Source organism: Pseudomonas sp. SLFW (genome assembly GCF_009905615.1).
In the GTDB taxonomy this organism is placed as follows: Bacteria; Pseudomonadota; Gammaproteobacteria; order Pseudomonadales; family Pseudomonadaceae; genus Aquipseudomonas; species Aquipseudomonas bambusae.
Map to the genome: position 1 here is coordinate 34,426 of NZ_JAAAKW010000023.1, position 26,589 is coordinate 61,014.

24 protein-coding genes and 1 pseudogene are annotated in these 26,589 nt (G+C 60.3%); 6 read left to right on the top strand and 19 right to left on the bottom strand.

The window, feature by feature from the left end; genetic code table 11:
- Positions 1 to 81 precede the first annotated feature (81 nt).
- The 3 genes from dtd (at position 82) to mdoH (ending at position 5,347) form a co-directional block, all read left to right on the top strand.
- Entirely contained in the window at positions 82 to 519 is a 438-nt protein-coding gene (dtd, locus tag GVN17_RS25945; RefSeq protein ID WP_166598142.1) for a D-aminoacyl-tRNA deacylase, read from the top strand.
- Between the two features lie 258 nt (positions 520 to 777).
- The gene (locus tag GVN17_RS25950) at positions 778 to 2,766 is read left to right on the top strand and encodes a glucan biosynthesis protein G (protein ID WP_166598143.1); all 1,989 of its coding nucleotides are present in this window, start codon (positions 778 to 780) and stop codon (positions 2,764 to 2,766) included.
- Entirely contained in the window at positions 2,759 to 5,347 is a 2,589-nt protein-coding gene (gene mdoH, locus GVN17_RS25955) for a glucans biosynthesis glucosyltransferase MdoH (RefSeq protein WP_166598144.1), read from the top strand. The genes GVN17_RS25950 and mdoH overlap by 8 nt, the downstream gene beginning before the upstream one ends.
- 369 nt (positions 5,348 to 5,716) lie before the next feature.
- Here the strand turns inward: mdoH and GVN17_RS30090 are convergent, their stop codons facing one another.
- The 12 genes and pseudogenes from GVN17_RS30090 to ubiE form a co-directional block, all read right to left on the bottom strand.
- A complete protein-coding gene (locus tag GVN17_RS30090; protein WP_371928621.1) occupies positions 5,717 to 6,592 on the bottom strand; it encodes a methyl-accepting chemotaxis protein in 876 nt (291 codons plus the stop codon).
- A pseudogene (locus GVN17_RS30095) lies at positions 6,575 to 7,660 on the bottom strand (methyl-accepting chemotaxis protein); the annotation flags it as partial. The gene GVN17_RS30090 and the pseudogene GVN17_RS30095, both read right to left, overlap by 18 nt.
- 284 nt (positions 7,661 to 7,944) lie before the next feature.
- Positions 7,945 to 9,861, bottom strand: a complete 1,917-nt coding sequence (locus tag GVN17_RS25965) for a methyl-accepting chemotaxis protein (RefSeq protein WP_166598146.1) — start codon at positions 9,859 to 9,861, stop codon at positions 7,945 to 7,947.
- Positions 9,862 to 10,041: 180 nt separating this feature from the next.
- Positions 10,042 to 10,749: a 16S rRNA (uracil(1498)-N(3))-methyltransferase gene (locus GVN17_RS25970; protein ID WP_166598147.1), complete on the bottom strand. Its 708-nt coding sequence runs from the start codon at positions 10,747 to 10,749 to the stop codon at positions 10,042 to 10,044.
- Positions 10,746 to 11,540, bottom strand: coding sequence for a twin-arginine translocase subunit TatC (tatC, locus tag GVN17_RS25975; RefSeq protein ID WP_166598148.1), 795 nt, complete (start codon positions 11,538 to 11,540; stop codon positions 10,746 to 10,748). Before tatC ends, GVN17_RS25970 begins: the two co-directional genes overlap by 4 nt.
- Positions 11,537 to 12,049 (bottom strand): Sec-independent protein translocase protein TatB, encoded by a 513-nt coding sequence (gene tatB, locus GVN17_RS25980; RefSeq protein WP_166598149.1) that lies wholly within the window; start codon positions 12,047 to 12,049, stop codon positions 11,537 to 11,539. The genes tatC and tatB overlap by 4 nt, the downstream gene beginning before the upstream one ends.
- A 10-nt stretch (positions 12,050 to 12,059) precedes the next feature.
- Positions 12,060 to 12,332 (bottom strand): twin-arginine translocase TatA/TatE family subunit, encoded by a 273-nt coding sequence (locus GVN17_RS25985; RefSeq protein ID WP_166598150.1) that lies wholly within the window; start codon positions 12,330 to 12,332, stop codon positions 12,060 to 12,062.
- A 42-nt stretch (positions 12,333 to 12,374) separates the two neighbouring features.
- On the bottom strand, positions 12,375 to 12,707 hold the full coding sequence (locus tag GVN17_RS25990) for a phosphoribosyl-ATP diphosphatase (RefSeq protein WP_166598151.1): 333 nt from the start codon (positions 12,705 to 12,707) through the stop codon (positions 12,375 to 12,377).
- Positions 12,708 to 12,709: 2 nt separating this feature from the next.
- Positions 12,710 to 13,114 carry a phosphoribosyl-AMP cyclohydrolase gene (gene hisI, locus GVN17_RS25995; protein WP_166598152.1) on the bottom strand — a complete coding sequence of 135 codons (405 nt, stop codon included), beginning with the start codon at positions 13,112 to 13,114 and terminating at the stop codon, positions 12,710 to 12,712.
- Positions 13,115 to 13,170: 56 nt separating this feature from the next.
- Positions 13,171 to 14,790 carry a ubiquinone biosynthesis regulatory protein kinase UbiB gene (gene ubiB, locus GVN17_RS26000; protein ID WP_166598153.1) on the bottom strand — a complete coding sequence of 540 codons (1,620 nt, stop codon included), beginning with the start codon at positions 14,788 to 14,790 and terminating at the stop codon, positions 13,171 to 13,173.
- Positions 14,787 to 15,410: an SCP2 domain-containing protein gene (locus tag GVN17_RS26005; RefSeq protein WP_166598154.1), complete on the bottom strand. Its 624-nt coding sequence runs from the start codon at positions 15,408 to 15,410 to the stop codon at positions 14,787 to 14,789. Before GVN17_RS26005 ends, ubiB begins: the two co-directional genes overlap by 4 nt.
- A complete protein-coding gene (gene ubiE, locus GVN17_RS26010; RefSeq protein WP_166598155.1) occupies positions 15,410 to 16,180 on the bottom strand; it encodes a bifunctional demethylmenaquinone methyltransferase/2-methoxy-6-polyprenyl-1,4-benzoquinol methylase UbiE in 771 nt (256 codons plus the stop codon). The genes GVN17_RS26005 and ubiE overlap by 1 nt, the downstream gene beginning before the upstream one ends.
- Before the next feature lie 141 nt (positions 16,181 to 16,321).
- On the opposite strand from ubiE, the gene GVN17_RS26015 reads away from it, so the two are divergent.
- The 3 genes from GVN17_RS26015 to GVN17_RS26025 all read left to right on the top strand — a co-directional run bounded on the left by GVN17_RS26015 (position 16,322) and on the right by GVN17_RS26025 (position 18,196).
- Positions 16,322 to 16,600 carry a polyhydroxyalkanoic acid system family protein gene (locus tag GVN17_RS26015; protein ID WP_166598156.1) on the top strand — a complete coding sequence of 93 codons (279 nt, stop codon included), beginning with the start codon at positions 16,322 to 16,324 and terminating at the stop codon, positions 16,598 to 16,600.
- Between the two features lie 263 nt (positions 16,601 to 16,863).
- Positions 16,864 to 17,301: a phasin family protein gene (locus GVN17_RS26020; protein ID WP_166598157.1), complete on the top strand. Its 438-nt coding sequence runs from the start codon at positions 16,864 to 16,866 to the stop codon at positions 17,299 to 17,301.
- 10 nt (positions 17,302 to 17,311) lie between these two features.
- Positions 17,312 to 18,196, top strand: a complete 885-nt coding sequence (locus GVN17_RS26025) for a phasin family protein (RefSeq protein ID WP_166598158.1) — start codon at positions 17,312 to 17,314, stop codon at positions 18,194 to 18,196.
- 127 nt (positions 18,197 to 18,323) lie between these two features.
- Here GVN17_RS26025 and GVN17_RS26030 read toward each other — a convergent pair whose 3' ends face one another.
- The 7 genes from GVN17_RS26030 to hslV form a co-directional block, all read right to left on the bottom strand.
- Positions 18,324 to 18,938 carry a TetR/AcrR family transcriptional regulator gene (locus GVN17_RS26030; RefSeq protein ID WP_166598159.1) on the bottom strand — a complete coding sequence of 205 codons (615 nt, stop codon included), beginning with the start codon at positions 18,936 to 18,938 and terminating at the stop codon, positions 18,324 to 18,326.
- Positions 18,939 to 19,099: 161 nt separating this feature from the next.
- Complete coding sequence (gene phaC / locus GVN17_RS26035; protein ID WP_166598160.1) at positions 19,100 to 20,782, bottom strand: class II poly(R)-hydroxyalkanoic acid synthase; 1,683 nt, start codon at positions 20,780 to 20,782, stop codon at positions 19,100 to 19,102.
- A 162-nt stretch (positions 20,783 to 20,944) separates the two neighbouring features.
- Positions 20,945 to 21,799 carry a poly(3-hydroxyalkanoate) depolymerase gene (gene phaZ / locus GVN17_RS26040; RefSeq protein WP_166598161.1) on the bottom strand — a complete coding sequence of 285 codons (855 nt, stop codon included), beginning with the start codon at positions 21,797 to 21,799 and terminating at the stop codon, positions 20,945 to 20,947.
- A 241-nt stretch (positions 21,800 to 22,040) separates the two neighbouring features.
- The gene (gene phaC, locus GVN17_RS26045; protein ID WP_166598162.1) at positions 22,041 to 23,720 is read right to left on the bottom strand and encodes a class II poly(R)-hydroxyalkanoic acid synthase; all 1,680 of its coding nucleotides are present in this window, start codon (positions 23,718 to 23,720) and stop codon (positions 22,041 to 22,043) included.
- A gap of 352 nt (positions 23,721 to 24,072) precedes the next feature.
- The gene (locus tag GVN17_RS26050; protein WP_166598163.1) at positions 24,073 to 24,450 is read right to left on the bottom strand and encodes a gamma-butyrobetaine hydroxylase-like domain-containing protein; all 378 of its coding nucleotides are present in this window, start codon (positions 24,448 to 24,450) and stop codon (positions 24,073 to 24,075) included.
- Between the two features lie 148 nt (positions 24,451 to 24,598).
- The gene (gene hslU / locus GVN17_RS26055; protein ID WP_166598164.1) at positions 24,599 to 25,936 is read right to left on the bottom strand and encodes an ATP-dependent protease ATPase subunit HslU; all 1,338 of its coding nucleotides are present in this window, start codon (positions 25,934 to 25,936) and stop codon (positions 24,599 to 24,601) included.
- A 66-nt stretch (positions 25,937 to 26,002) separates the two neighbouring features.
- A complete protein-coding gene (hslV, locus tag GVN17_RS26060; RefSeq protein WP_037016051.1) occupies positions 26,003 to 26,533 on the bottom strand; it encodes an ATP-dependent protease subunit HslV in 531 nt (176 codons plus the stop codon).
- Positions 26,534 to 26,589: the final 56 nt, after the last annotated feature.

The following is a 26,589-nucleotide window of genomic DNA, read 5'->3' on the forward strand; positions in this document are numbered from 1 at the left end:
TCTGTAATAACTGCTCCAACTCATCGCGAGCAAGCTCACTCCTACAGGGTCTGGCGAACCATTCCGATACGAGGCGAATAAATGAAGGGTTTGCTCCAGCGAGTACGTTCAGCTCGTGTCGATGTCGCGAACGAAACGGTAGGCTCCATCGATCAGGGGCTGCTGGTGCTGGTGGGGGTCGAACCTCAAGACACTCGCGCCAGCGCCGACAAAATGCTGCACAAGCTGCTTAACTACCGGGTGTTCAGCGACGCCGACGGCAAAATGAACCTGTCGTTGAACGACGTGGGCGGTGGATTACTGCTGGTTTCACAGTTCACATTGGCCGCCGACACTAAAAGCGGCATGCGCCCCAGCTTCTCCAAAGCCGCGCCTCCCGCCCTCGGCGCCGAATTGTTTGACTATTTGCTGGAAAAGGCTAAAACCTCGCACGGGACGGTCGCTTCGGGCCAATTTGGTGCGGATATGCAGGTGCATTTGGTGAATGATGGCCCTGTGACATTTTTGCTTGAGACCTGAATCGCCGGTTTTGCCTGATGCACCCGAATTTATTAGGCAAAAAGCCATAAATACTTTGTTTCCCCTGATGCGTTGTAACGCGGGCTACTAGATAATCGCGCGCTACAAAGGCGAGTGAAAACTCGTCCCATCGGTAAAAACGCAGACTGGTCCGAAATCGTTTGGGGAATCATTGGCCCCTTTCGGAGTCGGAACAATGCTCGCCAACCCGGCATTTGAAAGCTGGCCGTTGGTTTCTTCATCTGTTTTCGGCGAGGGTTGCTCGTGATTGTTAGTCCATGTAATGCACCAAAGACCCCTGGCAAGCGCCTGCGCAGCGCCTTGTTGGCCGGGTCGGCTTTGTTTTGTCTTTTCGGCGCCAGCCAGCTCTGGGCGTTCGATATTGACGACGTGGCGACAAAGGCCAAAGAACTGGCCGGACAGAAATTCGTAGCCCCCAAAAGCAACCTTCCAGCGGAATTCCGCGACATGAAGTTTGCCGACTACCAGAAAATCCGCTTCTTGCAGGACAAGGCCGAGTGGGCCGCTGACAAGACGCCGTTCAAAATCTCGTTCTATCACCAGGGCATGCACTTCGACACCCCGGTGAAGATCAACGAGGTCACCGCCACGACGGTCAACGAGATCAAATACGATCCGAGCCGTTTCAGCTTTGGTGACGTCAAGTTCGATCCTAAGTCCACCGAAAACCTCGGCTACGCCGGTTTCCGCGTGACGTACCCGATCAACAAGGACGACAAACAAGACGAAATCATGACCATGCTGGGCGCGAGCTATTTCCGCGTCATCGGCAAAGGTCAGGTTTACGGCTTGTCCGCCCGTGGCATGGCCATCGACACCGCGATGTCGTCGGGTGAAGAATTCCCGCGTTTCACCGAGTTCTGGATCGAAAAGCCGAACCCGGATGACAACCATCTGGTGATCTTTGCGCTGCTGGACTCCCCACGCGCCACGGGTGCCTACAAACTGACCCTGCGTCCGGGCACCAATACCCTGGTCGACGTGCAATCGCGCATGTACCTGCGTGAGAAGGTCGGCAAATTGGGCGTTGCGCCGCTGACCAGCATGTACCTGTTCGGCGCCAACCAGCCGTCGAAAGTCCTCAACTACCGTCGCGAGCTGCACGACTCCAGCGGTCTGTCGATTCAGGCCGCCAATGGCGAGTGGATCTGGCGTCCTCTGAACAACCCGAAACACCTGGCTGTCAGCAGCTTCTCGGTTGAAAACCCGCGCGGCTTCGGTCTGCTGCAACGTGGTCGTAACTTTAGCCACTACGAAGACCTGGACGACCGCTACGACAAACGCCCAAGTGCCTGGATCGAGCCAAAAGGCGACTGGGGCAAGGGTACTGTCGATCTGGTCGAGATTCCGACTGCTGATGAAACCAACGACAACATCGTTGCGTTCTGGAAGCCGGAAACCCAGCCTGAGCCGGGTCAGCCAATCGACTTCAACTACCGTCTGCACTGGACCATGGATGAAGACTCCATTCACTCGCCGGATCTGGGCTGGGTCAAGCAGACCCTGCGTTCCACCGGTGACGTGAAGCAGTCCAACCTGATCCGACAGCCGGATGGCAGCGTTGCCTATCTGGTCGATTTCGTCGGCCCGACCCTGGCCAAGTTGGGTGAAGACCCGGCGATCCGCAGCCAGGTCACCACTGACGACAACACCGAGCTGGTCGAAAACAACCTGCGTTACAACCCGGTCACCAAGGGCTGGCGCCTGACGCTGCGCCTGAAGGTCAAGGACACCAACAAGAACGTGGAGCTGCGCGCTTACCTGCTGCGCGAGACCCCGGTCGAACCTGGTAAGGAACCTGCGCTGATCACTGCTGACAAAGCAGACAAGAAGCCTGAGAAAAAAGCGGACGCCAAACCGGCGGTCGCCGCTGCCGCGCCTAAAGACGAAAAAGCCGAAATCGTCAAAACCGACGCTGTGAAAGCCGGTGATGCGAAAGACGCCAAAGTGGCCAAGGCCGACGCGAAAGCCGATGGTAAAGACGCTGCTGCGAAAGACGCGAAGGCCGATGCCGCCAAGCCAGCTGACGCTGCCAAGGTCGCTGAAGCCAAGTCCGACGAAGCGTCGAAGCCTGAAGCCGCCCTGGGCGATGCTGCCAAGGCGAACAAAGGTAATAAAGACACCACGCAGCCAGCGGTACAGGCTGCATCCACCCAGCAGGGCCCGGCCATGAATCAACAGATTCTGACCGAGACCTGGAGCTACCAGTTGCCAGCCGATGAGTAATTCACAAGCCGTGCCTGAATCTCTAAGTGAGTATCTCGCACACCTGCCAATGAGTGACGAGCAGCGGGCCGAACTGGCCAGCTGCACCTCGTTCGCTGAGCTGCATGAACGCCTTTCGGCGCAGACCGTCACCGACTCCGCCGAGGCCGCTCAGGCTTCGGTGGGCCGTCGCCTGACCCTGACCACCGCTGACGAGTTGCACGAAGCAGAAATGCTGACGGTCGACGCCAGCGGTCGCGTATGCCTCAAAGCCACGCCGCCGATCCGCCGTACCAAAGTCGTCCCGGAGCCATGGCGGACCAACATCCTGCACCGTGGCTGGCGTCGTCTGACCGGGAAAACCAACCCGCCCAAGCCGGCCAAGGACGATCTGCCACGCGACTTGCCCAAGTCCCGGTGGCGCACGGTCGGTTCGATCCGTCGCTACATTCTGCTGATCCTCATGCTGGGCCAGACCATCGTGGCTGGCTTCTACATGAAGGGCATCCTGCCGTACCAAGGCTGGTCGCTGGTCTCGTTCGACGAAATCAGCCGCCAGACCTTGTGGCAAACCGCCGTTCAAGTGATGCCGTACGCGCTGCAGACCACCATTCTGCTGATGTTCGGAATTCTGTTCTGCTGGGTGTCTGCCGGTTTCTGGACCGCCTTGATGGGCTTCCTCGAACTGCTGACCGGGCGTGACAAATACCGTATCTCCGGCGCCAGCGCGGGCAACGAGCCGATTGAAGCCGGTGCGCGTACTGCGCTGGTCATGCCGATCTGTAACGAAGACGTGCCTCGCGTATTCGCCGGTCTGCGTGCCACTTTCGAGTCCGTTGCCGCGACAGGCGATCTGGATCGCTTCGACTTTTTCGTGCTCAGCGACACCAACGAAACCGACATCGCCGTTGCCGAGCAGCAGGCGTGGCTGGACGTGTGCCGCGAGACCAGCGGTTTTGGCCGGATTTTCTACCGCCGCCGCCGCCGTCGCGTGAAACGCAAAAGCGGCAACCTCGACGACTTCTGCCGTCGCTGGGGCGGTGACTACCGTTACATGGTCGTACTCGATGCCGACTCCGTGATGAGCGGCGAGTGCCTGACCAGTCTGGTGCGCTTGATGGAAGCGACCCCGGACGCCGGTATCATCCAGACCGCGCCACGTGCTTCGGGCATGGACACGCTGTATGCCCGCATGCAGCAGTTCGCCACCCGTGTGTATGGCCCGCTGTTCACTGCCGGTTTGCACTTCTGGCAGCTGGGTGAATCCCACTATTGGGGTCACAACGCGATCATTCGCATGAAGCCGTTCATCGAGCACTGCGCGTTGGCGCCGTTGCCCGGTAAAGGCGCGTTTGCCGGTGCAATTCTGTCTCACGACTTCGTCGAAGCTGCGCTGATGCGCCGTGCCGGCTGGGGCGTGTGGATTGCCTATGATTTGCCGGGCAGCTACGAAGAACTGCCGCCGAACTTGCTGGACGAGCTCAAGCGTGACCGTCGCTGGTGCCACGGCAACCTGATGAACTTCCGCCTGTTCCTGGTGAAAGGCATGCACCCGGTTCACCGTGCGGTGTTCCTGACGGGCGTGATGTCCTACCTTTCGGCGCCGTTGTGGTTCCTTTTCCTGGTGTTGTCGACGGCGCTGCTCGCAGTCAACACACTGATGGAACCGACCTACTTCCTGGAGCCGCGTCAGCTCTATCCGTTGTGGCCACAGTGGCACCCGGAAAAAGCCGTCGCGTTGTTCTCGACCACCGTCGTTCTGCTGTTCCTGCCAAAACTGCTCAGCGTCATCCTGATCTGGGCCAAAGGCGCGACGGGCTATGGCGGTCGGATCAAAGTCACCATGTCGATGCTCCTGGAGATGCTGTTCTCCATGCTGCTGGCGCCGGTGCGGATGATCTTCCACACCCGCTTCGTGCTGGCCGCGTTCCTCGGCTGGGCCGCGACCTGGAACTCGCCACAACGTGACGACGACTCCACGCCGTGGAGCGAAGCGGTCAAGCGTCACGGACCGCAGACATTGCTCGGCTTCGGCTGGGCGCTGCTAGTGGCTTGGCTCAACCCAAGCTTCCTGTGGTGGCTGGTGCCGATTGTCGGCTCGTTGATGCTCTCGATCCCGGTGTCGGTCATTTCCAGCCGTACCAACCTGGGCTTGAAAGCGAAGGATGAAAGTCTGTTCCTGATCCCGGAAGAGCACACCCCGCCGCAGGAGCTGGTGTCGACCGATCAGTACACTCACGAGAACCGTTGGCATGCACTGAACGATGGCTTTGTTCGTGCCGTGGTCGATCCACAGCAGAACGCTCTGGCCTGTGCACTGGCAACCTCACGTCACCGTCACGCCGAGCCGATCGAGTGGATGCGCGTCGAACGCGTGCGCCACGCCATCAAAGGCGGCCCGGAGCACTTGAACAACAACGAACGCCTGCAATTGCTGAGCGATCCTGTTGCGCTGGCGCGTCTGCATGAGGCGGTCTGGGCGGAAGGCAACGAAGCGTGGCTGGAAGCGTGGCGAGCGTCGGTGAAAGCCGACCCTCACGCGCCCCTGCTGCCCTTGCAGCCTGCGACACACCTGAACGTGCCGTCGCTCGCCAATGCCTGATTGACGTAACCGCTGCAAAAAAAACGCCGCCGGAGAGTGATCTTCGGCGGCGTTTTTGTTTGGGTGTGATCAGGTACAACCTCCAGCAGCCGCACTTCCTGTAGGAGTGAGCTTGCTCGCGAGGTGTCCTGTCAGATGTCGCAGTGTTGACCGACCTGGCGTCATCGCGAGCAAGCTCACTCCTACAGGGGAGGAGCGACCCTCAAATCGCATCTTCGCCAGCGAATCTGTGGGAGCGAATTCATTCTGGGCGGCAATCCGACGATGCGGGGGTACATTCGACGCATCTGCGTCGGGTGTACGATCTTTCGCGAATGAATTCGCTCCCACAGCGATCTCGTAGCAAGAACGCCATAGAGAGCATCGCGTTCAGCCCACCCGAAACTTCCCGACCATCTCTTGCAGATGCGTCCCCAGTCGCGCCAGCTCCAGGCTTGAAGCGGCGGTTTCTTCGCTGGCTGCTGCTGTCTGTTCGGACACATCCCGCACGGTCAGCACGCTCCGGTTGATCTGCTCGGCGACGACGCTTTGTTCTTCGCCTGCCGTCGCGATCTGCTGGTTCATGGTCTGGATCGTCGAGACCGTGCGGGTGATGTGCTCCAACGCCGCACCGGCCCGACGGCTCAACTCGACGCTGCGATCCGTCAACGTGCGGCTGGCATCCAGCGTGCTCACCACCTGTTGCGTGCCGCTCTGCAAGGCCGCGATCAACAGTTCGATTTCTTCGGTGGATTGCTGCGTGCGTAAGGCCAGGCTGCGCACTTCATCGGCGACAACGGCAAACCCCCGGCCCGCTTCCCCCGCCCGGGCCGCTTCGATGGCGGCATTCAGCGCAAGCAAATTCGTCTGCTGTGACACCGACTTGATCACGTCCAGCACGCCGCCGATCTTGTCGCTTTCCAGCTTGAGCTTGCCCATGGCGTCAGTGGAATTGGCCACCTCGACCGCCAGCCGTTCGATCTGGCCAATGGCGTCTGCGACCACCTGATCACCTTCCCGCGCCTGCTGATCAGCCTGCACCGCCGCCTCGCTGGCCTCTTCGGCGTTGCGTGCGACTTCCATCACAGTGGAGGTCATCTGATTCATCGCCGTGGCGACCTGATCCGTTTCACGTTTCTGATCGTTGACCCCGGCGCTGGTCTGTTCGGTTACCGCCGACAGCTGCGTGGCGGCGCTGGCAATCTGCGCGATACCGTCACTGATGCCCGAAATAAGCGCCCGCAGTCGCAGGGTCATGTCCTGCATGCTTTGTTGCAGACTGCCCATTTCGTCATGGCGTTGCACGTCGAGGTCAACACTCAGGTCGCCGCTGGCAATCCGCTTGGCGGCTGCGAGGGTCTGGTGCAGTGGCAGGATGATCTGCCGGGTGATCAGCCAGGCCGCCAACAACCCCAGCACGATAGCCAGCAGTGCCACGCCGATCAGGGTGTTGCGCGACCGATCGGCATCGCTGTCCCGGCGCTGGCTTTGCAGTGCGGTAATCTCGGCGGTGGATGCGAGCAACACGTCGCCCATGGCTTCCATCGACTCTTGAGCGGCCTCAGCTTTGGTCTGAGCCACTTTCAGCGTATTCAGCTGTTCGCGGTAGTTTTCCAGTGCTTTGCGCGCTGCCGTCAAAATACTTGCGTTGGTGTCGGAGGGGCTGGCCACGATCTGATCGACCGCCTCAATCGCCTTCTCGATTGCTTTGATCGCCCCTGTTTCAAAGGCATCCTTACCGCTGTAAACGTAAGCCTGAACCTCGTAGCGAGCCGTCTGAATGTGCCGCCGCAGTTGCAGGATATTGGCGAATTCTTCGAGTTTTTCCTTGTTATCCTGCTCCTCGCTGACAGCCTTCAATACGTCAGCCTCGACCTGATCGACCGCACTGATCACGTTATCCGAAAGCTCTTTCATGAGCGCCCGAGATGTATCGCGGGTTTGCAGCAATTGGCTCAAGTCGCCGAAAGCCTGTTCCAGCGCTCGGACGGTCTCGCTTTGTTTATTGAGCATTTGAAGTACGTCCGCGTCTTCCTCGTCATGCCTGAGCGTTCCAAGGTGCGCTTCGATTTCATTGATGCGGGTGGCGACCAGGCTGGCACTCTCCGGCGTGTTTTCCATCCGGAACGTGATGCGTTCGGCGCGCAGGTCTTTGGTCAGGGCGTTGAGCTGGGCGATAGAGGTCAGCGACTCTGAGCGCTCGATCATGGCGTCGAGGCCGTGCCAGCCCGTGAGGGTGATGACCAGCGTCAGCAGCAATACCAGGCCGAAGCCCAGTGCCAGTTTGAGTTTGACGCTGGTATTGGCCAGCGCCCCGTTGATTCCTTGCGACATGGTGCATCTCCTGCGGATGGGCGATAAGCGCGCATCGGCAGGGGAAACGGGAGCGTGACCTGAAGAGGGTGTAGGACGTTTCCGAGGCGAAGCGTGGGGTGAACCAGGTCACAGATATTCAGTTGTGCCCGGATTTCGACGGCTCCCCGTGCCCCTGTAGGAGCGAATTCATTCGCGAAAAATCGTACAGCCGATGGAGATGCATCGGATGTACCACCGCTTCGTCGGATTGCCGTCCAGAATGAATTCGCTCCCACCGGTTTCAGCGGCGGCAAGCTGCTCGGTCAAACCCTGAACCGGCCGACCAGCCCCTGCAGATGCGTGCCCAAACGTGCCAGTTCCACGCTGGAGGCCGCGGTTTCTTCACTGGCCGCTGAGGTCTGTTCCGACACATCCCGCACGTTCAGCACACTGCGGTTGATCTCTTCGGCCGTTGCACTTTGCTGCTCGGCGGCGGCCGCAATCTGCTGGTTCATGGACTGGATCGCGGACACGGTTCGGGTAATGCTTTCCAGCGCGCCACCAGCCCGACGGGTCAGTTCCACGCTGCTGGTCGTCAATTCACGGCTGTTGTCCATGATCGTCGCCACCTGTTGCGTGCCGTTCTGCAAGCCCGTGATCAGGTCTTCTATCTCTTCGGTGGATTTCTGCGTGCGCTGGGCCAGGCTGCGCACTTCATCGGCCACTACGGCGAAGCCGCGACCCGCTTCACCGGCCCGGGCGGCTTCGATGGCCGCGTTGAGCGCCAGCAAGTTGGTCTGCTGCGCGACCGACTTGATCACGTCCAGCACGCTGCCGATTTTGTCGCTTTCGCGCTTGAGTTCACCCATGGCCTCGGTGGAATGCCCCACTTCGGTGGCCAGACGCTCGATTTGAGCGATGGCCTCGCTCACGACCTTGTCGCCTTCACGGGCCTGCTGATCGGCCGCCACGGCGGCTTCTGAAGCCTCCTCGGCATTCCGTGCGACTTCTTGCACCGTGGCCGTCATCTGGTGCATGGCCGTAGCGACCTGGTCCGTCTCGACTTTCTGATTGTTAACCCCGGCGCTGGTCTGCTCGGTCACCGCGGACAGCTGCTCAGCGGCGCTGGCGATTTGCGTGACACCGTCGCTGATGCCGCCGATCAGCTCGCGCAGGTTCACTGTCATGCGCTGAATGCCGCCTTGCAGCTGACCCAGTTCGTCACGGCGATCAATGCTCAAGTTGTGGGTCAAGTCGCCGGACGCGACGCGATCCACCGCGACGAGCGTGTGTTTCAACGGCAGGGTAATCTGGCGAGTAATGGCCCACGCCGCAAGGACCCCGAAAAACAGAGCCAGCGCTGTCGCCAGACTCAGCATCGATTGGGCCTGCGCACTGTCGGCGTCTCGCTTGGTATTTTGTGAGGTGGTCAATTTGTCACTCAGGTCGAGCAACTGCTGACCGAACCCCTCCATCTTCTGCAGCGCCTGGCGGCTCACCAGTTGGGCGTCGCGGTATTGTGCGACTGCAGCGCCGTAACTTTTGAGGGCCAGATTCGCCCGTTGCAGCTGCGGGATGTATTGGGACGAGACATCGCCCGCCAAGGTGTTCACGCCAACGATGGCTTCTTCGATGGCGGATGTGGCGCTCTTTTCGAAATCTGGATTGCCGCTGAAGGTGTAGCCGCGTACTTGAAAACGCGCCTGCTGAATCAGCTTGCTCACGCCCACGGCGCTGTTGAATTGCAGAATGTTGTCGTGCTGGATCAACGCCTCTTCGATCTTGTTGACCTCGTCCACGGCGGCGTCAGCGGCTGCGCCCAGATTCACGCGGCTGGCTTCACGGGCTTGAATGGCTTTGGCCATGTCCTCGAATGTGCGACGGTAGTCAGTGGCGGCCTGGGTCTGAGCGTCCAGCAGCTTCAGATCGCTCCCGACCACGAGCTTGCCGTGGGCCGTCTTGAGCTCCGCGTCGAGATGGTCCAGCGCGGTCATGACGGCCTTCGCCGTATCAGGGCTGGCTTGGGTTTCGTAATTCATGCGTGCAATGCGTAGCGCCAGGGAATACTCATTGATCTGGGAGATCGTCGCGAGCTTCTCGCCGCGATCAATCAACGACCTCACGCCCGACCAGCCTGTTGCGGTGATGACCAGCGTCAACAGCAAAACCAGCCCGAACCCGATCCCGAGCTTACGACTGACACTGATATTTCCGAGGCGTTGGGCGGTCCAGCGATACATGACGATTCCTTGCTGATTGTTTTTTGGGACGTCACGCTATCGGCAAGTGCGCACCAATCTGAAGCAGAGCGAGGATGGCATATCGGCCAAGAGTCGTTGCAATGGGAAGAGCCTGGAATCGAAGACGTTGGAATCGCGCCGCGATGCCGCCTCTGCCTTCGGCAGAAGCCTGAGCCCGGCTTAGAACAACCGGGCGAGGAGGGCAGTCACGGCGGTTTCGACCCGCAGGATGCGGTCGCCGAGCTGCACAGGGTTCAGGCCGGATTCGCGCAGCAGGTCGACTTCGTAGGGAATCCAGCCGCCTTCCGGGCCGATGGCCAAAGTGACCGGCTCATTGACCGCACGCGGGCAGGCCGGGTAATCGCCGGGATGCCCAACCAACCCAAGCGTCCCCTCAACGATGGCAGGCAGCCGGTCTTCGACGAACGGCTTGAAGCGTTTCTCGATGATGATCTCAGGCAACACGCTGTCCCGGGCCTGTTCCAACCCCAGGATCAGTTGCTCACGAATCGCCCCAGGCTCCAGAAACGGCGTCTGCCAGAAGCTTTTCTCGACGCGGTAACTGTTGACCAGAATGACCTTGGGCACACCCATGGTGGCAACGGTCTGAAACACCCGGCGCAGCATTTTGGGGCGGGGCAGGGCGAGCACCAGGGTCAGCGGCAGTTTAGCGGGAGGCTCACGGTCGAAACTGACAGACAGTTCCGCCTCGCGGGGTTCGAGACGCAGTAACTGCGCGCTGCCGAGCAAACCGCCCACGCGTCCAACGCGCAGGCTGTCGCCGACCTCCGAACGATGCACCTCTAGCATGTGTGTGAGGCGCCGATCGCGCAACACCACCCGATCAGCCGAGATGAAGTCGGCCTCTTCCAGAAGCAGCAGGTTCACGGCTGGGTCGCTGGCGGCTGGTCTTGCTCGTCTTCGGCTTTCTCGTCGTCTTCGTGGTCGCCGCGTTTGGTGACCATCGAGCTGCACAACACGCCGATTTCAAACAGCAGCCACATCGGCACGGCCAGCAGCGTCTGGGAGAAAATGTCCGGCGGCGTAAGGATCATGCCGACCACAAAGCACCCGATCACCACATAGGGGCGAATCTTCTTCAGGTACTTCACGTCGACGATGCCGATCCACACCAGCAACACAACCGCGACCGGGATCTCAAACGCCACGCCGAACGCCAGGAACAGCGTCATGACGAAATCCAGATAACTGGAGATGTCCGTCATCATCGACACCCCTTCCGGGGTCACGCTGGCGAAGAAGTGAAAGATCAGCGGGAACACCAGGAAGTAGGCGAAGGCCATCCCGGCGTAGAACAGAATGATGCTGGAAATCAGCAGCGGCACCGCCACGCGTTTTTCGTGTTTGTACAGGCCTGGCGCGATGAAGCCCCAGATCTGGTACAGGATGACCGGCATTGCCAGGAACAGCGCCACCATCATCGTCAGCTTGAACGGGGTCAGAAACGGCGAGGCCACATCAGTGGCGATCATCGTCGCGCCCTCGGGCAAGAACTTGCGCAGTGGCGCCGAGACGAAGGTGTAGATCTTCTGCGTGAAGTAGAACAGCGCACCGAAGATCACGAAGATCGCCAGCACGCAACGCAACAGGCGCGAGCGCAGCTCAGTGAGGTGCGAGACCAGCGGCATTTGCTGGTCGTTTTCCGGGATTTCGCTCATGGGGCTCGTGGGGGCTGTGTCGAATCGTTGGCGGAGGGCGCGCCCGGCACGGCCGTGGGCGTAGTGGCCACCGGAGCGGGCGCAGGTGTCGCGACAGGCGGAACAGGCTCGGGCTGCGCAGCGGGCGGCGTGACCGACGCGCTTTCAGCAGGCGCTGCCGGGCCAATGTCGGCGCTCGGTGGCGTAGGCGCGGCACCCATGATCGGCGCGGCGGGCTCGCTGACCGGCTGAACCGCTGGCGGCACGACGGGCGCCGCCGCTTGCTGCGGTTGCATGATTTTGCGCGCTTCTTCTTCCAGCGAAAGAATGTGCTCGTTGTGCAATTGACGACGAATTTCATCGGCGCCGATTTCGCGCTCAACTTCCTGTTTGATCGCGTTGAAGCTGCGTTTCAGACGCCCGATCCAAAGCCCGGCCGTCCGCGCTGCCCCCGGCAAACGCTCGGGGCCCAATACCAGCAGGGCAACGAGGCCGACCAGCAGCAGTTCAGAGAAGCTGATACCAAACATGCGTCACGACCTAGTCTTTGCGGATGGGCTCTTCGACTTTCTGCGCAGTGCCGTCGATGGTGTGCGGCTGATACGGCGGCTGAGTCGGTGGAACAGGCTGCGCGGTCGGCTGTGGCTGAACAGGCGGTTGTTCGGTCGGTTTTTCTTCGTCGTTCATGGCCTTGCGGAAGCCTTTGATCGACTCGCCAACGTCAGTGCCCAGGTTTTTCAGTTTCTTGGTGCCGAAGACCAATACGACGACCACAAGAATGACGATCCAGTGTTTCCAGTCAAAAATGCCCATGACGCGTTCCTCACAATGATTTCAGGGCTCGCAGGCCCGTGTTTAATCCGTCGAACGAGCAGCTTTTTCGACGTGTCCGGACAGGCCGAAGCGGCGGTCCAGTTCATCGAGTACGGCTTGCGGGTGCTGGCCCAGCGCTGCGAGCATCACCAGGCTATGAAACCACAAGTCTGCCGTTTCGTAGATGACATCGCTGCAGTCCCCGCTGACGGCGGCGTCCTTGGCAGCGATGATGGTTTCGACCGACTCTTCACCGACCTTCTCCAGAATCTTGTTCAGCCCCTTGTGATAGAGACTGGCGACGTAGGAGGAGTCGGCAGCCGCGCCTTTGCGCTCTTCGAGCACTTGGGCGAGGCGAGACAGGGTATCGGTCATGTTCAGTGTCCTGCGTGATAAATGGCGTGCGGGTCTTTGAGGACCGGGTCCGCGGTCTTCCAGCCAGCATCGTCGCCTGCACCGTCAAAAACCCGGTAGAAACAGCTTTCGCGGCCGGTGTGGCAGGCGATCCCGCCGATCTGCTCGACCATCAGAATGATGACGTCGGCGTCGCAGTCCAGACGGAGTTCGTGCAATTTCTGCACATGGCCCGATTCTTCGCCTTTGCGCCACAATTTGCCACGGGAGCGCGACCAGTAGATGGCGCGGTTCTCGGTGGCCGTCAGGCTCAGCGCTTCGCGGTTCATCCAGGCCATCATCAGGACGCGCCCGGTCTTGTGGTCCTGCGCAATCGCTGGCACCAAACCGTCACTGTCCCATTTAATCTCGTCCAGCCAGTCTTTCATCGTCGGCTCCGGCCGATGGGTGGGTGGGTTAGTGTGCCAGCGGCTTGCCCCGATGGCTATCGGCGCACGACCAGATAGAGCCCGGCGACCAGCATCAGCAGCGCGGGCCAGGCACTCAGGGCGATCAATTCGTCACCTGATTGAGTATGGGCCGTCGCCAGCACCACGCCACCGCCCAGCAATGCCGCGCCGATCAGACGCAACGCCCAGTGGTCGCCCTTGCGCGTGTACGGAGGCGCGGGATCGGAAGTGTGCGGCTGCGAGAGGCGCTCCAGCAGATCGCGTGTCATGTTCGCCAGATGTGGAATCTGTTCGACCTGGGATTGCAGGTTGCCGATCAGCGTTTTAGGACTGACGCGCTCGCGCATCCAGCGTTCCAGAAACGGCTGCGCGGTGCTCCACAAGTCCAGTTCCGGGTACAACTGACGGCCCAGGCCTTCGATGTTGAGCAGGGTTTTCTGCAACAGCACCAGTTGCGGCTGCACTTCCATGTTGAAGCGACGCGCGGTCTGGAACAGGCGCATCAGCACCTGACCGAAGGAAATGTCTTTGAGCGGTTTCTCGAAGATCGGCTCGCACACGGTACGAATCGCGGCTTCAAACTCGTTGAGTTTGGTCTCAGCGGGCACCCAGCCTGAGTCGATGTGGAGCTGTGCGACGCGGCGATAATCCCGCTTGAAGAACGCGAACAGGTTGCGCGCCAGATAGTCCTGGTCTTCCGGCGTGAGGCTGCCGACGATGCCACAGTCGATGGCGATGTATTGCGGGTCCCACGGCGAAACCGTGCTGACGAAAATGTTGCCAGGGTGCATGTCGGCGTGAAAGAAGCTGTCTCTGAACACTTGGGTGAAGAACAGCTCCACGCCACGCTCGGCGAGTTTCTTCATGTCGGTGCGCTGATCCGCGAGGGTCGCCAGATCGGTTACCTGAACGCCGTAAATCCGCTCCATGACCAGCACTTTCGGGCGGCACCAGTCCCAATAGACCTGAGGCACGTACAGCATCGTCGAGCCTTCGAAGTTGCGGCGCAGCTGGCTGGAGTTCGCCGCTTCGCGTAACAGGTCGAGTTCGTCGTAGATGGTCTTCTCGTAGTCGGCGACCACGTCCACCGGGTGCAGCAGGCGGGCGTCGGCAGACAAACGCTCGGCGATCTTGGCGAGGATGAAGAGCCACGCCAGGTCCGAGCCGATGACCGGCTTGAGGCCCGGACGCACGACTTTCACGACGACTTCTTCGCCGGTCTTGAGGCGAGCGGCGTGAACCTGCGCCACCGACGCGGACGCCAACGGCGCAACATCGAAACGGCTGAACACGTCGTTGATTTTCGCGCCCAACTGCGACTCGATCAGGGCAATGGCCTTTTCGGATTCGAACGGCGGCACGCGGTCCTGGAGCATCATCAGCTCGTCGGCGATGTCTTCGGGCAGCAGGTCGCGGCGGGTCGAAAGCAACTGGCCGAACTTGATGAAGATCGGCCCCAGGTCCTGCAACGCCAAGCGAAGGCGCGCACCTCGAGTCAGCTCGCTTTTGCGTCGGGGAATCCAGCGCCACGGCAGCACGAAGCGCACGGCGAGCAGCCACCACGGCAGTGGCAGGGCGAACAAAAGATCATCGAGGCGGTAACGGATTACGACACGCTGGATGCGAAACAGGCGGCGGACGGCAAGCAGGCTCATGCGTTATCGCTGGATTTGAGGGAGTGGGCCAGACGCTCGAAGCGGGCTTCGAGGCGTTCCAGGTCTTGTTGGGTCTGATCCAGTTCGGCGAAGCGGGCTTCAGCCTCGCGTTTGCCGACCAGGGTGCGGGATTCTTCGGCCAGGTATTCGGCCAGGTTGTGGCTCAGGCTCGCCATGCTCTCGCGGGTCCAGCGTGCGCTGTTGCGCAGGTGGCCACCCATCAGCGGCGTGGCGACTGGGCCGAGCCAGCGTTGCAGCTCGTATTCCCAGTCGAGGTCGAGATCCTGCAATACGCCCACCAACTCCAGCAGCACGGCGCTTTCGCCATCCAGCTCGACCTCCGGGCTGTGCAGCACGGCGTTCTTGTCCTTGCTCAGCGCAAGGCGCATGAGGCTGGCAGCCGGGGCGCGCAGGGTCACGTCAGCGCCTGCTTCCCAGCGCGAGGCCAACATCAGGCCTTCGTCGCTGGGCAGAATGTGCAGGTGAAACGCCGGGCTTGTGCATTCGACCGCAATCACCTTTCCGCTCAGGCGCTCAAGGCGTGGCAGGGCGGTGCTGTCCATTTGCAGCACACGGTTGATGCCGTGCTCGGCACTAGCGAGCAAGCCGCTGATCAGCATCAGGGCTTGATACCACGGTGCAGGGCGACGATGCCGGACGTCATGTTGTGGTAGGTCACGCGATCGAAACCGGCCTCTACCATCATTGACTTCAGGGTTTCCTGATCCGGGTGCATGCGGATCGATTCGGCCAGGTAATGATAGCTTTCCGAATCATTGGTGATCAGCTTGCCCGCCAACGGCATGAACGCGAACGAATAGGCGTCATAAACCTTGGACATGACTTTGTTGGTCGGCTTGGAGAATTCCAGCACCAGCAGGCGGCCACCCGGTTTAAGGACGCGCAGCATCGAGCGGATGGCGTCTTCCTTGTGCGTGACGTTGCGCAGGCCGAAGGCAATGGTCACGCAGTCGAAATGGTTGTCCGGGAACGGCAGCTTTTCAGCGTCGGCCTGGACGAACTTGATATTGCCCGCCACACCACGGTCGAGCAGGCGGTCGCGACCGACTTTCAGCATCGACGCGTTGATGTCGGCCAGCACCACTTCACCGGTCGGACCGACCAGGTGGGAGAATTTCTTGGCCAAATCGCCCGTACCGCCTGCGATGTCCAGCACGCGGTTGCCGGTGCGCACACCGGAAAGCTCGATGGTGAAGCGTTTCCAAAGACGGTGCATGCCGCCGGACAGCACGTCGTTCATCAGGTCGTACTTGGCCGCCACGGAATGGAAAACCTCGGCGACTTTCTCGGCCTTCTGGCTTTCAGCGACGGTTTTGTAACCGAAGTGGGTGGTGGGTTCGGCATCGCTGCCTTTGCGCGGATCGTTCATATCGCTGTCACCGGAATAAAGTGCCGCCATTCTAATCGTCGGGGCTGGCTTTGTCTTGACAAGGCTCACCGCCAACAGTTTCTTCGCCGAACGCCGCTGGTATAGTGGCCCGACGATTTACGCCGATGAAGGAGCCCGCCGATGGCCCGTATTACCGTGGAACGCCCGCATGCACTGGGCAAGGACAAGGCTCGCGAGAAAGCCGAGCTGCTGGCTGAGAAGCTGGGCGACAAATATGGCATCGAGCACAGCTGGAACGGCGACACCGTGTCGCTGGAAGGCAAGGGCGCCAAAGGCACCGTTGAGGTGGAAGACGCGCTGGTGCGGGTCAACATCGAGCTGAATTTCTTCCTGTCGGCGATGAGCACCACGATCCAGTCTGAGGTCGAGCGGCAGCTGGATAAAGCGCTTATTGCCTGACGGCCTATTTTTAGGAGCGTGGCTTGCGGGCGCTAGCGCTGTAACGTAGGCCGAAAGTCTGTAGGAGTGAGCTTGCTCGCGATAGCAGTTCGTCGGCCCTCGATGCGTCTACAGACATACCGCTATCGCGAGCAAGCTCACTCCTACAGTTGCTCGTCGTGCTCATCGTCTAGGGTGAGCTTTCTAATTTTTCTCTCTACTTTGTGCCCATGCCCCCGTCTGCGGGGTGGTTCCTCCTATCCCTTTCGAGCGTGAGGTGCACCATGGCCAAAGTGATTCTGAAGAAAAAAATCGAAGCCGAAGAAGCGAAGACGTTCTCCGAGGTTCGTCTCTACGCCCGCAAAATCTGGCTCGCAGGCCTGGGTGCTTACGTGAAGGCCGGGCAGGAAGGCGCTGAGTACGTCAAAGAGCTGATCAAGACCGGCGAGCAGACCGAAAAGAAAGCCAAGAAAGTCATCGACGAAAAAATCGAAGCCGCGAACAGCGAAATCGATTCGGCGAAGGATGAAGTCACCGGCGAAATCACCAAAGCCAAAGGCCGTGTGGAAGTGCAACTCGACAAAATCGAGAGCGCCTTCGACCGCCGTGTGGCCGGCGCCTTGAATCGCATTGGCATTCCGTCTAAACATGATGTTGAGACACTGTCTGCTAAGCTCGATGAGCTGACGGCATTGCTTGAACGTGTCGCGCGTAAACAATAAGGAGAGCGGGATGGCTGGCAAAAAGAAAACCGAAAAAGAAGGCAGCTCCTGGATTGGTGAAGTGGAGAAATACTCCCGCCAAATCTGGCTGGCTGGTTTAGGCGCTTACTCGAAGATCAGCAATGACGGCAGTAAGCTTTTCGAAACGCTGGTGAAAGACGGCGAAAAAGCCGAGAAAGAAACCAAGGCCACCGTCGGTAAAACCGTCGACACGGCCAAGGCTTCGACCAAGTCCCGCGTCGGTGACGTGAAGGACCTGGCGCTGGGCAAATGGGGCGAACTGGAGGGGGCTTTCGACAAGCGTCTGAACAGCGCGATTTCTCGCTTGGGTGTACCGAGCCGCAACGAAGTCAAAGCCCTGCACAGCAAAGTTGATCTGCTGACCAAGCAAATCGAAAAACTGACGGGCGCCTCGGTGCCTTCGGCGTCGAAAACGGCAACGGCGAAACCTGCCACTAAAACCGCCGCCAAACCCGCTGCCAAGCCGTTGGCGAAAGCTGCGGCTAAACCGGTCGCCAAAGCCGCAAGCGCCGCCGCCAGCAGAACCGCAGCGGCCAAGCCGGTAGCCGCTGCGTCGAAAGCCGCTGCGTCCACCGCCGCCAAGGCGAAAACCGTTGCTGCGAAACCGGCGGCCAAACCCGCCCCGAAAGCAGCGGCCAAGCCTGCTGCGGCAAAACCGGCAGCCAAGCCTGTCGCGGCCAAACCCGCCGCTGCGAAAAAGCCAGCCGCTGCCAAGAAACCCGCAGCACCGAAGCCCGCCGCAGCCGCCAAACCGGCCGCAGCATCCACTCCTGCTGCAACCACCAGCGCCGCGCCTGCCTCCCCGGCACCGTCCGCGCCCGCCGCTGCACCGTCGACCAATTCCGCCGCGTCGACACCTTCCAGCCAGTCCTGATTCACGGCTGGTTGGACCGAAGCCCGATCTGTGAGAACAGGTCGGGTTTTTTGTTGCGATAGAGGGGAGATAAATACCAAACATCTGTGCCATCCGACCGGCAGCGAAGGGGATGTTTCGGCTGACATCAATCCTCCAGATAATGCAAAGCCAACCGCTCTGCCGCATGCCTCGCGCCCGGTTTCAGGTGCGGCGCGACGAGCATCATGATCTGGTACACCACCACCCGAGTTTCACCCTCACGGTCGAGGATGCGTTGGTAATCCAGCGAGAACAGCAGCGTCATCGTGATCTGTTCGACCAGTTGCCCCAGCGCCTGCGTGTCGCTGGTGACTTGCCCTTCGGCCTTCAAACGCGCCAGCAGAGAGGCGAGGGTGCGCTTGATGGCGTTGAGCAGGTGGCGAATGCCCCGTGCGAGCTTCGGCAGGCGGCTGGCGAGGTTCGACAGGTCCTGGAACAGAAAGCGGTAATGGGACAAACGCTCGACGATCAGGTGCAGAAACAGCCAGTAATCCTCGGCGTCCAGGCGCGCATCGGCGGGTGGGTCGAGCAGCGGCGCGAGCTCGGACTGGAAGCGCTCGAACAGCTCCATCACCAACGGCTCCTTGCCGTGAAAGTGGTAGTAGAGGTTGCCGGGGCTGATCTCCAGCTCGTTGGCGATTTCCAGGGTTGAAACATTGGGCTCGCCTTGCTGATTGAACAGCAGCAGGGCGCATTCGAGTATTCGGTCGCGGGTCTTCATCCGGTCTTCTTAATTCGGCACTGAGGTATTCGAATGCTCCTGTAGGAGTGAGCTTGCTCGCGAAAGCGATTCGTCAGGTTTGAATGTGTTCAGAGACACACCGCTATCGCGAGCAAGCTCACTCCTACAGGAGCAACGTTCAGCAAGAGTCCGTGGTGCTTCTAGCGAACTCTGACATACGTCCCGGGCGCCGCCTCCATCGGCGGGTAATTCTGATTGCCCAGCGCCAGCAGCGTTTCGCGCTGCGCGCCCGAGCGCTCTTGAATCCAGCTCAGCCAACTCGGCCACCAACTGCCGTCCGTGCGGTGGGCGTCGTAATACCAGGCGCGGGGATCACTGCTGAGCTTGCCGTTCTCAACGAAGTTCGCCTTGGGGTTGCCGGGCGGATTGAGAATGCTCTGCACGTGGCCACTGTTCGACAGCAGGAAGCGCCGGTTGCCGCCAAGCAGCAAGGTCGAGCGGTAGACCACGTCCCACGGCGTGATGTGGTCGTTGATGCCCGCGACGCTGAAACTGTCCACCGTCACTTTCTGCAGATCGATGGGTGTGCCGCACACTTCCAGTCCACCCGGACGGGTCAGCGGGTTGTGCTTGAAGAAGTCCAGCAGATCGCCGTGCAGCGCGGCGGGGAGACGCGTGCTGTCGTTGTTCCAGTAAAGGATGTCGAACGGCGGCGGCGCCTTGCCCAGCAGGTAATTGTTCACCCAGTACGTCCAGATCAGATCGTTGGGGCGCATCCACGCGAAGACCTTGGCCATCTCGCGACCGTCGAGCACGCCGCGCTGGTAAGAGCGGCGCTTGGCGGCTTCGAGGGTTTGTTCGTCGATGAACAACGTCGCTGGGCTTTCAATTTCGCTGTCCAGCAAGCTCACCAGGTAACTCGCGCTCGACACCCGCCTCAGTTGTCGCTTGGCCTGCAAATGGCCCTGCAGCGCTGCGATGGTCAGGCCGCCCGCGCAGGCGCCCATCAAGTTGACTTCCCGCGCGCCGGTGATCGCACGGCACACGTTCATCGCTTCTTCAGCCGCCTGTACGTAACTGGAAAGCCCCCATTCCCGATGGCGGACGTCCGGATTGCGCCAACTGATGATGAAAGTCTGCACGCCGTTTTTCAGGGCGTACTGCACGAAGCTGTTGGTGGGGCTCAGGTCGAAAATGTAGAACTTGTTGATCTGCGGCGGCACGATCAGCAGCGGTCGGGCGTATTGCTTTTCGCTCATCGGCGAATACTGGATCAGCTCCAGCAGCTCGTTGCGAAACACCACGGCGCCGGGAGTGACGGCCAGGGTGCGACCGATCTCGAACGCGTCCTTGGTGGTCTGGCTCGGCAGGCCGTTGTTGTGCATGAAGTCGTCGAGCATGTGGCTCAGGCCCTTCACCACGCTGGTGCCGCCGGAGTTGAATAGCTCTTTCACAGCAAGCGGGTTGAGCAGGGTGTTGGTCGGCGCCAGTGCATCGTTGAGCAGGGAGAAAATGAATTGCGCGCGAGAACGGTCGTCTTCGGGCAGGTCGCTGTGGTCGATCCAGTCGCGCACCTGATGCTGCCAGCTCAGATACGCCTGCAAGCCGCGACGGTACAGCGGATTGTGCGTCCAGGTCGGATCGTTAAAGCGGGCGTCATTCGGGTGTGGCTGGTGAGGCGTATCGCCCAGCATCACACGCCCCAACTGACCGCCGAGGGCAATCGCATGGCGCGCCGTGTAAACCGGGTGCTTGAGACCTTGCAAGGCCACGCTGCGCAGGGTCGACAGCAGATCCCGACCACGCAGGCCGGTGATTGCGCTTTGCGCATTGATGTAGGTCGCTGGCGTCGGATAACTATTCTTCGCCGGTTTGTCTCGCATGGATCAACACTCCTTCGTCTGGCCATCAGCAAATACAGCGGCGCACCGCTCGACCTCCCCTGAGCAGTGCGCTGTTCCACGTCTGGCAATCCCGCCGATAACGCAGTCAGTGAAGCGATTTCTCTTTGATGTGAGGCACGAATGCGCCCCTTATTCCTTGGGTTATCGCACGGTCGGTGCAGGTTGTGGATGCATGACGGCGCGTTGCCGCTCCTGTTGCAGAAACTTCATGATGATGGGGGCCACGGCTTCGGCCCGGGTGATCAAAAACAAGTGACCATCGTCGATTATGTGTAGCTGGGCATTGGGGATACGCCAGGCCAGCAGTCGCATATTGATCAGCGGAATCAGCGGGTCGTCATCCCCTGCCAGCACCAGCGTCGGTTGCTGGATCTTGTGCAGCCAATGAATGCTGGTCCAGCCCATGCCCGCGAACAGCTGCCAGTAATAGCCGAGCTTTCCGGATGAACGGACTTTCGCGGCGTGGTTTGCCGCCAGATTCGGATCGCGGCGAAACGCTCCGCCATAGATGTCCGGCGCGATGCGGATCACGTGCGACGGCTGAATGTAACGACGCGGGCTCGCCATCATCCACAGCACTTTCGGTTTGCCCGGCACCATCACCGCGCCCGCCGCCGTGGCCGCGAGCACGAGTTTTTTGCAGCGCTCGGGGTAGTCGTGGGCGAATTGCTGGGCCAGCGCTCCGCCCCACGAAACGCCAATCGCGTTGACCTGTCCGTAGTCCAGATAATCCAGCATCCGTGCCGCAAGTTTCGCCAGACCAGGAAAGCGATAGGGACGGTTTGGCGTCGATGAACCGCCAACACCAGGCACGTCGAAGGCGATGACTTCGAGGTCAGGGTCCAGCGCATCGACGAACGGAAACACCAACTCCAGGTTGGCGCCGATGCCGTTGAAAATCAGCAGCGGCGTGAGATGGCTCTTGCCGGGGCGCACTGCGGTGCGGATGTTGTGACCATCCAGATCTATGGTGCGAAATACGAACGGTTGCGGCATGCGCGAAGCCCTGTTGGTTAAACGCCGGTAAAGCAGTCCTGCGCGTCTTCCGGTCCTGAAACCGCGTGGGCGGTTTCTGTGTGTTCGATGCTTGCCGTCAGTGGCGAATCAGAGCTCACAGTTGCCTGTAAACCTGTAGGAGTGAGCTTGCTCGCGATTGCGATAGTTCAGTCAGTGTTATATCGACTATTCCGACGACATCGCGAGCAAGCTCACTCCTACAGGTGGTAGTTAATCCAGATCAACGCTCATGCACATACGTGCCCGGAGACGCTTCGCCTGCGGGATACGCCTTGTTGCCCAATGTAGCGGGAGATTTTTTCAGTTTGCCGGAGCGCTCGGCTTGCCACGCCTGCCAGTGCAGCCACCACGAGTCAGTGTGTTTGCTGGCGTCCTCCTGCCAACGAGTGGCTTCTTCGGGCAGTTCCGGGTTGGTCATGTAGCGCGCCTTCGGGTTGCCCGGCGGGTTCAGAATGCTCTGGATATGCCCGCTGTTGGACAGCACGAATTCGGTCTTGCCGCCGAACAGTCGAGCCGACTTGTAGCACGACACCCACGGCGTGATGTGGTCGTTGGTGCCTGCGAGACAGAAGATGTCACTTTTGACCTGTTTCAGATCAATCGGCGTACCGCAGACCTCCAGCGCGTTTGGACGAATCAGGGGATTGTTCTTGAACATCTCGATCAGATCGCCGTGAAACGCGGCGGGCAGGCGCGTGGTGTCGTTGTTCCAGAACAGGATGTCGAACACCGGCGGCTCGTTGCCCAGCAGGTAGTTGTTGACCCAGTAATTCCAGATCAAGTCGTTGGGGCGCATCCAGGCGAAGACCTTGGCCATGTCCTTGCCTTCCAGCACGCCCGCCTGATACGAATGGCGCTTGGCCGATTCCAGCGTCTGCTCATCCACGAACAGCGCGACCTGCGTGTCGAGGGTGGTGTCGAGCACGCTCACCAGCAGGGTCAGCGCGTTGACCTTCTGCTCGCCCAGCGCCGCATAGTGGCCGAGCAAGGCAGTGCAGGTGATTCCGCCGGAGCAGGCGCCCAGCATGTTCACGTCCTTGCTGCCGGTGATCTTGCAGACCACGTCCACCGCTTCTTTCACCGCGTCGATGTAGGTGGACAGGCCCCATTCACGCTGGGCCTTGGTCGGGTTGCGCCAACTGATGATGAAGGTCTGCACGTTGTTGCGCAGGCAGAAGCGCGCCAGGCTTTTGTCCTGGCTGAGGTCGAACACATAGAATTTGTTGATCTGCGGGGGTACCACCAGCAGAGGGCGTTCGTGGACCTGCTCGGTGATCGGCTTGTACTGGATCAGTTCCAACAGGTCGTTGCGAAACACCACGGCGCCTTCGGTGGTGCCGAGGTTTTTGCCGACCTCGAAGGCGTCCATGTTGACCTGGCTCGGCATGCCGCCGTTGTTCACCAGATCTTTCGCCAGGTGCGAGAGCCCATCGAGGACGCTCTTGCCGCCCGTCTCAAAGAAGCGTTTGACCGCCGCCGGGTTGGCCGCGCCGTTGGTGGGCGACATGGCTTCGGTCATGAGGTTGATCACGAAGTGGCCGCGGCTGATGTCTTGTTGCGAAAGGCTGCTGTCGTCGATCCAGTCGTGCAACTCCTTGCGCCAGGCGAGGTAGGTTTGCAGGTAGCGACGATAGAGCGGGTTCTGGCTCCAGGCCGGGTCGGCGAAACGACGGTCGTCGCTGTCGGGCACCAGACTGGATTTGCCGAGCAGCACGTTTTTCAGTTCCAGCCCGAAATGGGCCACGTGCTTGGCGCTGTGGATCGGTTGCTTGATGGCCTGGGTCAAGACCATGCGTGCCGTGGTGAGCAAATCCTTGCGCCGCAAGCCGACGACGGGGTTCAACCCCAGGGTGTGTTCAGAGGCTTGACGCGGCAGATCATCATTACTCTTGTTACTCATCTACGACGCTCCATTGTCCTGAGACGAGCGCTGGCATCCCTGTGAAAACACGCCACGGGCAAACGCCAGCACTGCTCTCGGGTGACCGATGATTAACACAACGGGTGTGAATGCTCCTGCAAGGCGCCGTATTTTTCGATGGCGCTGCATGCGACTGCTGCGGTTCACACCGACAGGCTTCTGCTAAAACTCCGATGCAGATGGCTTGCCAGAATCATTGGTTACGCGAGATTTATAAAAATCGCAAGCAGGGCCAGTCATTGACCGCTGCGCGGAGCATTGAAGCAGATGGAATTAGAAAGTGCGTCCTAAAACGCCCGCCGGTCACGAAGGCGCGAACTAGAGCGGCAGCTCAGAGCATGAGTCGGACGACTTGCTCGGAAGGGTCGCGGGATTTGCCCGCAGCTTTCAGTTCAGCCAGGTAATCGTCCCACAGGGCTTCCTGACGTTGTGCCAGTTGTTCGAGGTATTCCCACGTGAACAGACCGCTGTCATGACCATCATCGAAGGTCAATTTCAGTGCGTACTGACCGGCCGGTTCAACTTTCGTCAAACCAACGCCCAGCTTGCCAAATTGCAGAATCGGCTTGCCGTGCCCCTGCACCTCAGCGGACGGCGAATGCACCCGCAGGAACTCGGCGGGCAGGTGATATTCCTCACCGGGGCCGTATTTCAGCGTGAGGATTTTCGAGGCTTTGTGAAGCTGGATGGCAGAGGGAATGCGTGTCATCGACGGTATGCCTTGCGCGTTACATTGTAGGAGTGACCGGGGTGGCGATCCACTTTGCTCGCGATAGGGCGGGGCAGGCAATGATGTGTTGACCTGATCCAATGCAATCGCGAGCAAGCTCACTCCTACAGGGGGGGGCGTGGGCTGATTAAAGAATGTAGCGAGACAGATCTTCGTCTTCCGCCAACTCGCCCAAGTGGCTGTTGACGTACGCCGCGTCGATCTGAATTGTGCCGCCATCCTGCGCGCCGGCCAGGTCGCCCGCACTGAAAGACACTTCTTCCAGCAGGCGTTCCAGCAGGGTGTGCAGACGACGGGCACCGATATTTTCGGTCTTCTCGTTCACTTGCCAAGCGATCTCGGCCAGGCGCTTGATGCCTTCCGGCAAGAACTCGATGTTCAGGCCTTCTGTCTTCAGCAGCTCGCGGTATTGCTCGGTCAGCGACGCGTGTGGCTCGCTCAGGATGCGTTCGAAATCCTGAGGGCTCAGGGCTTTCAGCTCGACGCGAATCGGCAGACGGCCTTGCAGCTCAGGCACCAGATCGCTCGGCTTGCTCAGGTGGAACGCACCGGATGCGATGAACAGGATGTGGTCGGTCTTGACCATTCCCAGTTTGGTGTTGACCGTGCAGCCTTCGATCAGCGGCAGCAGGTCGCGCTGCACACCTTCACGGGAGACGTCCGCGCCGCCGACGTTGCCGCGCTTGGCGACTTTGTCGATTTCATCGATGAACACGATGCCGTGCTGCTCGACTGCCTCCAGCGCCTTGCCCTTCAGCTCTTCGTCGTTGACCAGACGGCTCGCTTCTTCATCGCGGACCATCTTCAGCGCGTCCTTGACCTTCAGCTTGCGGCTCTTCTTCTTGCCCTTGCCCATATTGGCAAACAGGCTTTGCAACTGGTTGGTCATCTCTTCCATGCCCGGAGGCGCGGAGATATCGACGCCGCCCATTTCCGCGACTTCGATTTCGATTTCCTTGTCGTCCAGTTGGCCTTCACGCAGGCGTTTGCGGAACAACTGGCGGGTGTTGGAATCGGAGCCGCCCGCTGCGTCTTCGTTGAAACCCACGCGCGCAGGGGGCAGCAGGGCGTCGAGGATGCGATCTTCGGCGGCGTCTTCGGCGCGATGACGGACCTTGGTCATTTCCTGTTCGCGCAGCAGCTTCATGGCGGCGTCAGCCAGATCACGAATGATCGACTCGACGTCACGGCCCACGTAGCCGACTTCGGTGAACTTGGTGGCTTCGACCTTGATGAAAGGTGCGTTGGCCAGCTTGGCCAGACGACGGGCGATTTCGGTTTTACCGACGCCGGTCGGGCCGATCATCAGAATGTTTTTCGGGGTGACTTCAACGCGCAGCTCTTCAGGGAGCTGCATCCGGCGCCAGCGGTTACGCAGCGCGATGGCGACGGCGCGCTTGGCATCGTCCTGGCCGATGATATGGCGATTGAGTTCGTGGACGATTTCACGGGGAGTCATGGACATGGTTTTCAACGGTCCTCTTGAGCGAATGAGTCCGGCAGCCGCGATGAATTGCGGCGCCTGTCGGGCTTATTCAGCGAGGTCCTGCTCCTCAATGGTGATGTTGTGGTTGGTGAACACGCAGATGTCGCCCGCGATGTGCAGCGCGGTTTCGGCGATTTCGCGCGCCGACAGTTCAGTTTTCAGCAACAGGGCGCGGGCAGCGGCTTGGGCGAACGCACCGCCGGAGCCCATAGCGATCAGGCCATCTTCAGGCTCAACGACGTCACCGTTGCCGGTGATGATCAGGGACGCGTCTTTGTTGGCGACGGCGAGCATGGCTTCAAGACGGCTCAGGGAACGGTCGGTCCGCCAGTCTTTGGCCAACTCGACGGCTGCGCGAACCAAATGCCCCTGGTGTTTTTCCAGCTGGGCTTCGAAACGTTCGAACAGGGTGAAGGCGTCAGCGGTGGCGCCCGCGAAACCGGCGATCACTTGGCCGTGGTAGAGGCGGCGGACCTTCTTGGCGTTACCTTTCATGACGGTATTGCCCAGGGAAACCTGGCCGTCACCGGCCATGACGACTTTGCCTTGGCGGCGCACTGAAACGATGGTGGTCAAGGGGAGAGTCTCCACGCGAGGGGGCGAAAATGCCCTGATGGAAACTCATATGGGGG

Coding starts and splice junctions, on each gene's coding strand:
- phaZ (WP_166598161.1), bottom strand. CDS start 21,799: ATGCCGCAACCGTTCGTATTTCGCACCATAGATCTGGATGGTCACAAC.
- GVN17_RS26005 (WP_166598154.1), bottom strand. CDS start 15,410: ATGCTGATCAGCGGCTTGCTCGCTAGTGCCGAGCACGGCATCAACCGT.
- GVN17_RS26050 (WP_166598163.1), bottom strand. CDS start 24,450: ATGACACGCATTCCCTCTGCCATCCAGCTTCACAAAGCCTCGAAAATC.
- GVN17_RS26020 (WP_166598157.1), top strand. CDS start 16,864: ATGGCCAAAGTGATTCTGAAGAAAAAAATCGAAGCCGAAGAAGCGAAG.
- GVN17_RS26025 (WP_166598158.1), top strand. CDS start 17,312: ATGGCTGGCAAAAAGAAAACCGAAAAAGAAGGCAGCTCCTGGATTGGT.
- GVN17_RS25965 (WP_166598146.1), bottom strand. CDS start 9,861: ATGTATCGCTGGACCGCCCAACGCCTCGGAAATATCAGTGTCAGTCGT.
- GVN17_RS25990 (WP_166598151.1), bottom strand. CDS start 12,707: ATGACCGATACCCTGTCTCGCCTCGCCCAAGTGCTCGAAGAGCGCAAA.
- GVN17_RS30090 (WP_371928621.1), bottom strand. CDS start 6,592: ATGCAGGACATGACCCTGCGACTGCGGGCGCTTATTTCGGGCATCAGT.
- mdoH (WP_166598144.1), top strand. CDS start 2,759: ATGAGTAATTCACAAGCCGTGCCTGAATCTCTAAGTGAGTATCTCGCA.
- ubiB (WP_166598153.1), bottom strand. CDS start 14,790: ATGAGCCTGCTTGCCGTCCGCCGCCTGTTTCGCATCCAGCGTGTCGTA.
- dtd (WP_166598142.1), top strand. CDS start 82: ATGAAGGGTTTGCTCCAGCGAGTACGTTCAGCTCGTGTCGATGTCGCG.
- phaC (WP_166598160.1), bottom strand. CDS start 20,782: ATGCGAGACAAACCGGCGAAGAATAGTTATCCGACGCCAGCGACCTAC.
- GVN17_RS25985 (WP_166598150.1), bottom strand. CDS start 12,332: ATGGGCATTTTTGACTGGAAACACTGGATCGTCATTCTTGTGGTCGTC.
- hisI (WP_166598152.1), bottom strand. CDS start 13,114: ATGAAAGACTGGCTGGACGAGATTAAATGGGACAGTGACGGTTTGGTG.
- ubiE (WP_166598155.1), bottom strand. CDS start 16,180: ATGAACGATCCGCGCAAAGGCAGCGATGCCGAACCCACCACCCACTTC.
- tatB (WP_166598149.1), bottom strand. CDS start 12,049: ATGTTTGGTATCAGCTTCTCTGAACTGCTGCTGGTCGGCCTCGTTGCC.
- hslU (WP_166598164.1), bottom strand. CDS start 25,936: ATGTCCATGACTCCCCGTGAAATCGTCCACGAACTCAATCGCCATATC.
- GVN17_RS26030 (WP_166598159.1), bottom strand. CDS start 18,938: ATGAAGACCCGCGACCGAATACTCGAATGCGCCCTGCTGCTGTTCAAT.
- GVN17_RS26015 (WP_166598156.1), top strand. CDS start 16,322: ATGGCCCGTATTACCGTGGAACGCCCGCATGCACTGGGCAAGGACAAG.
- tatC (WP_166598148.1), bottom strand. CDS start 11,540: ATGAGCGAAATCCCGGAAAACGACCAGCAAATGCCGCTGGTCTCGCAC.
- phaC (WP_166598162.1), bottom strand. CDS start 23,720: ATGAGTAACAAGAGTAATGATGATCTGCCGCGTCAAGCCTCTGAACAC.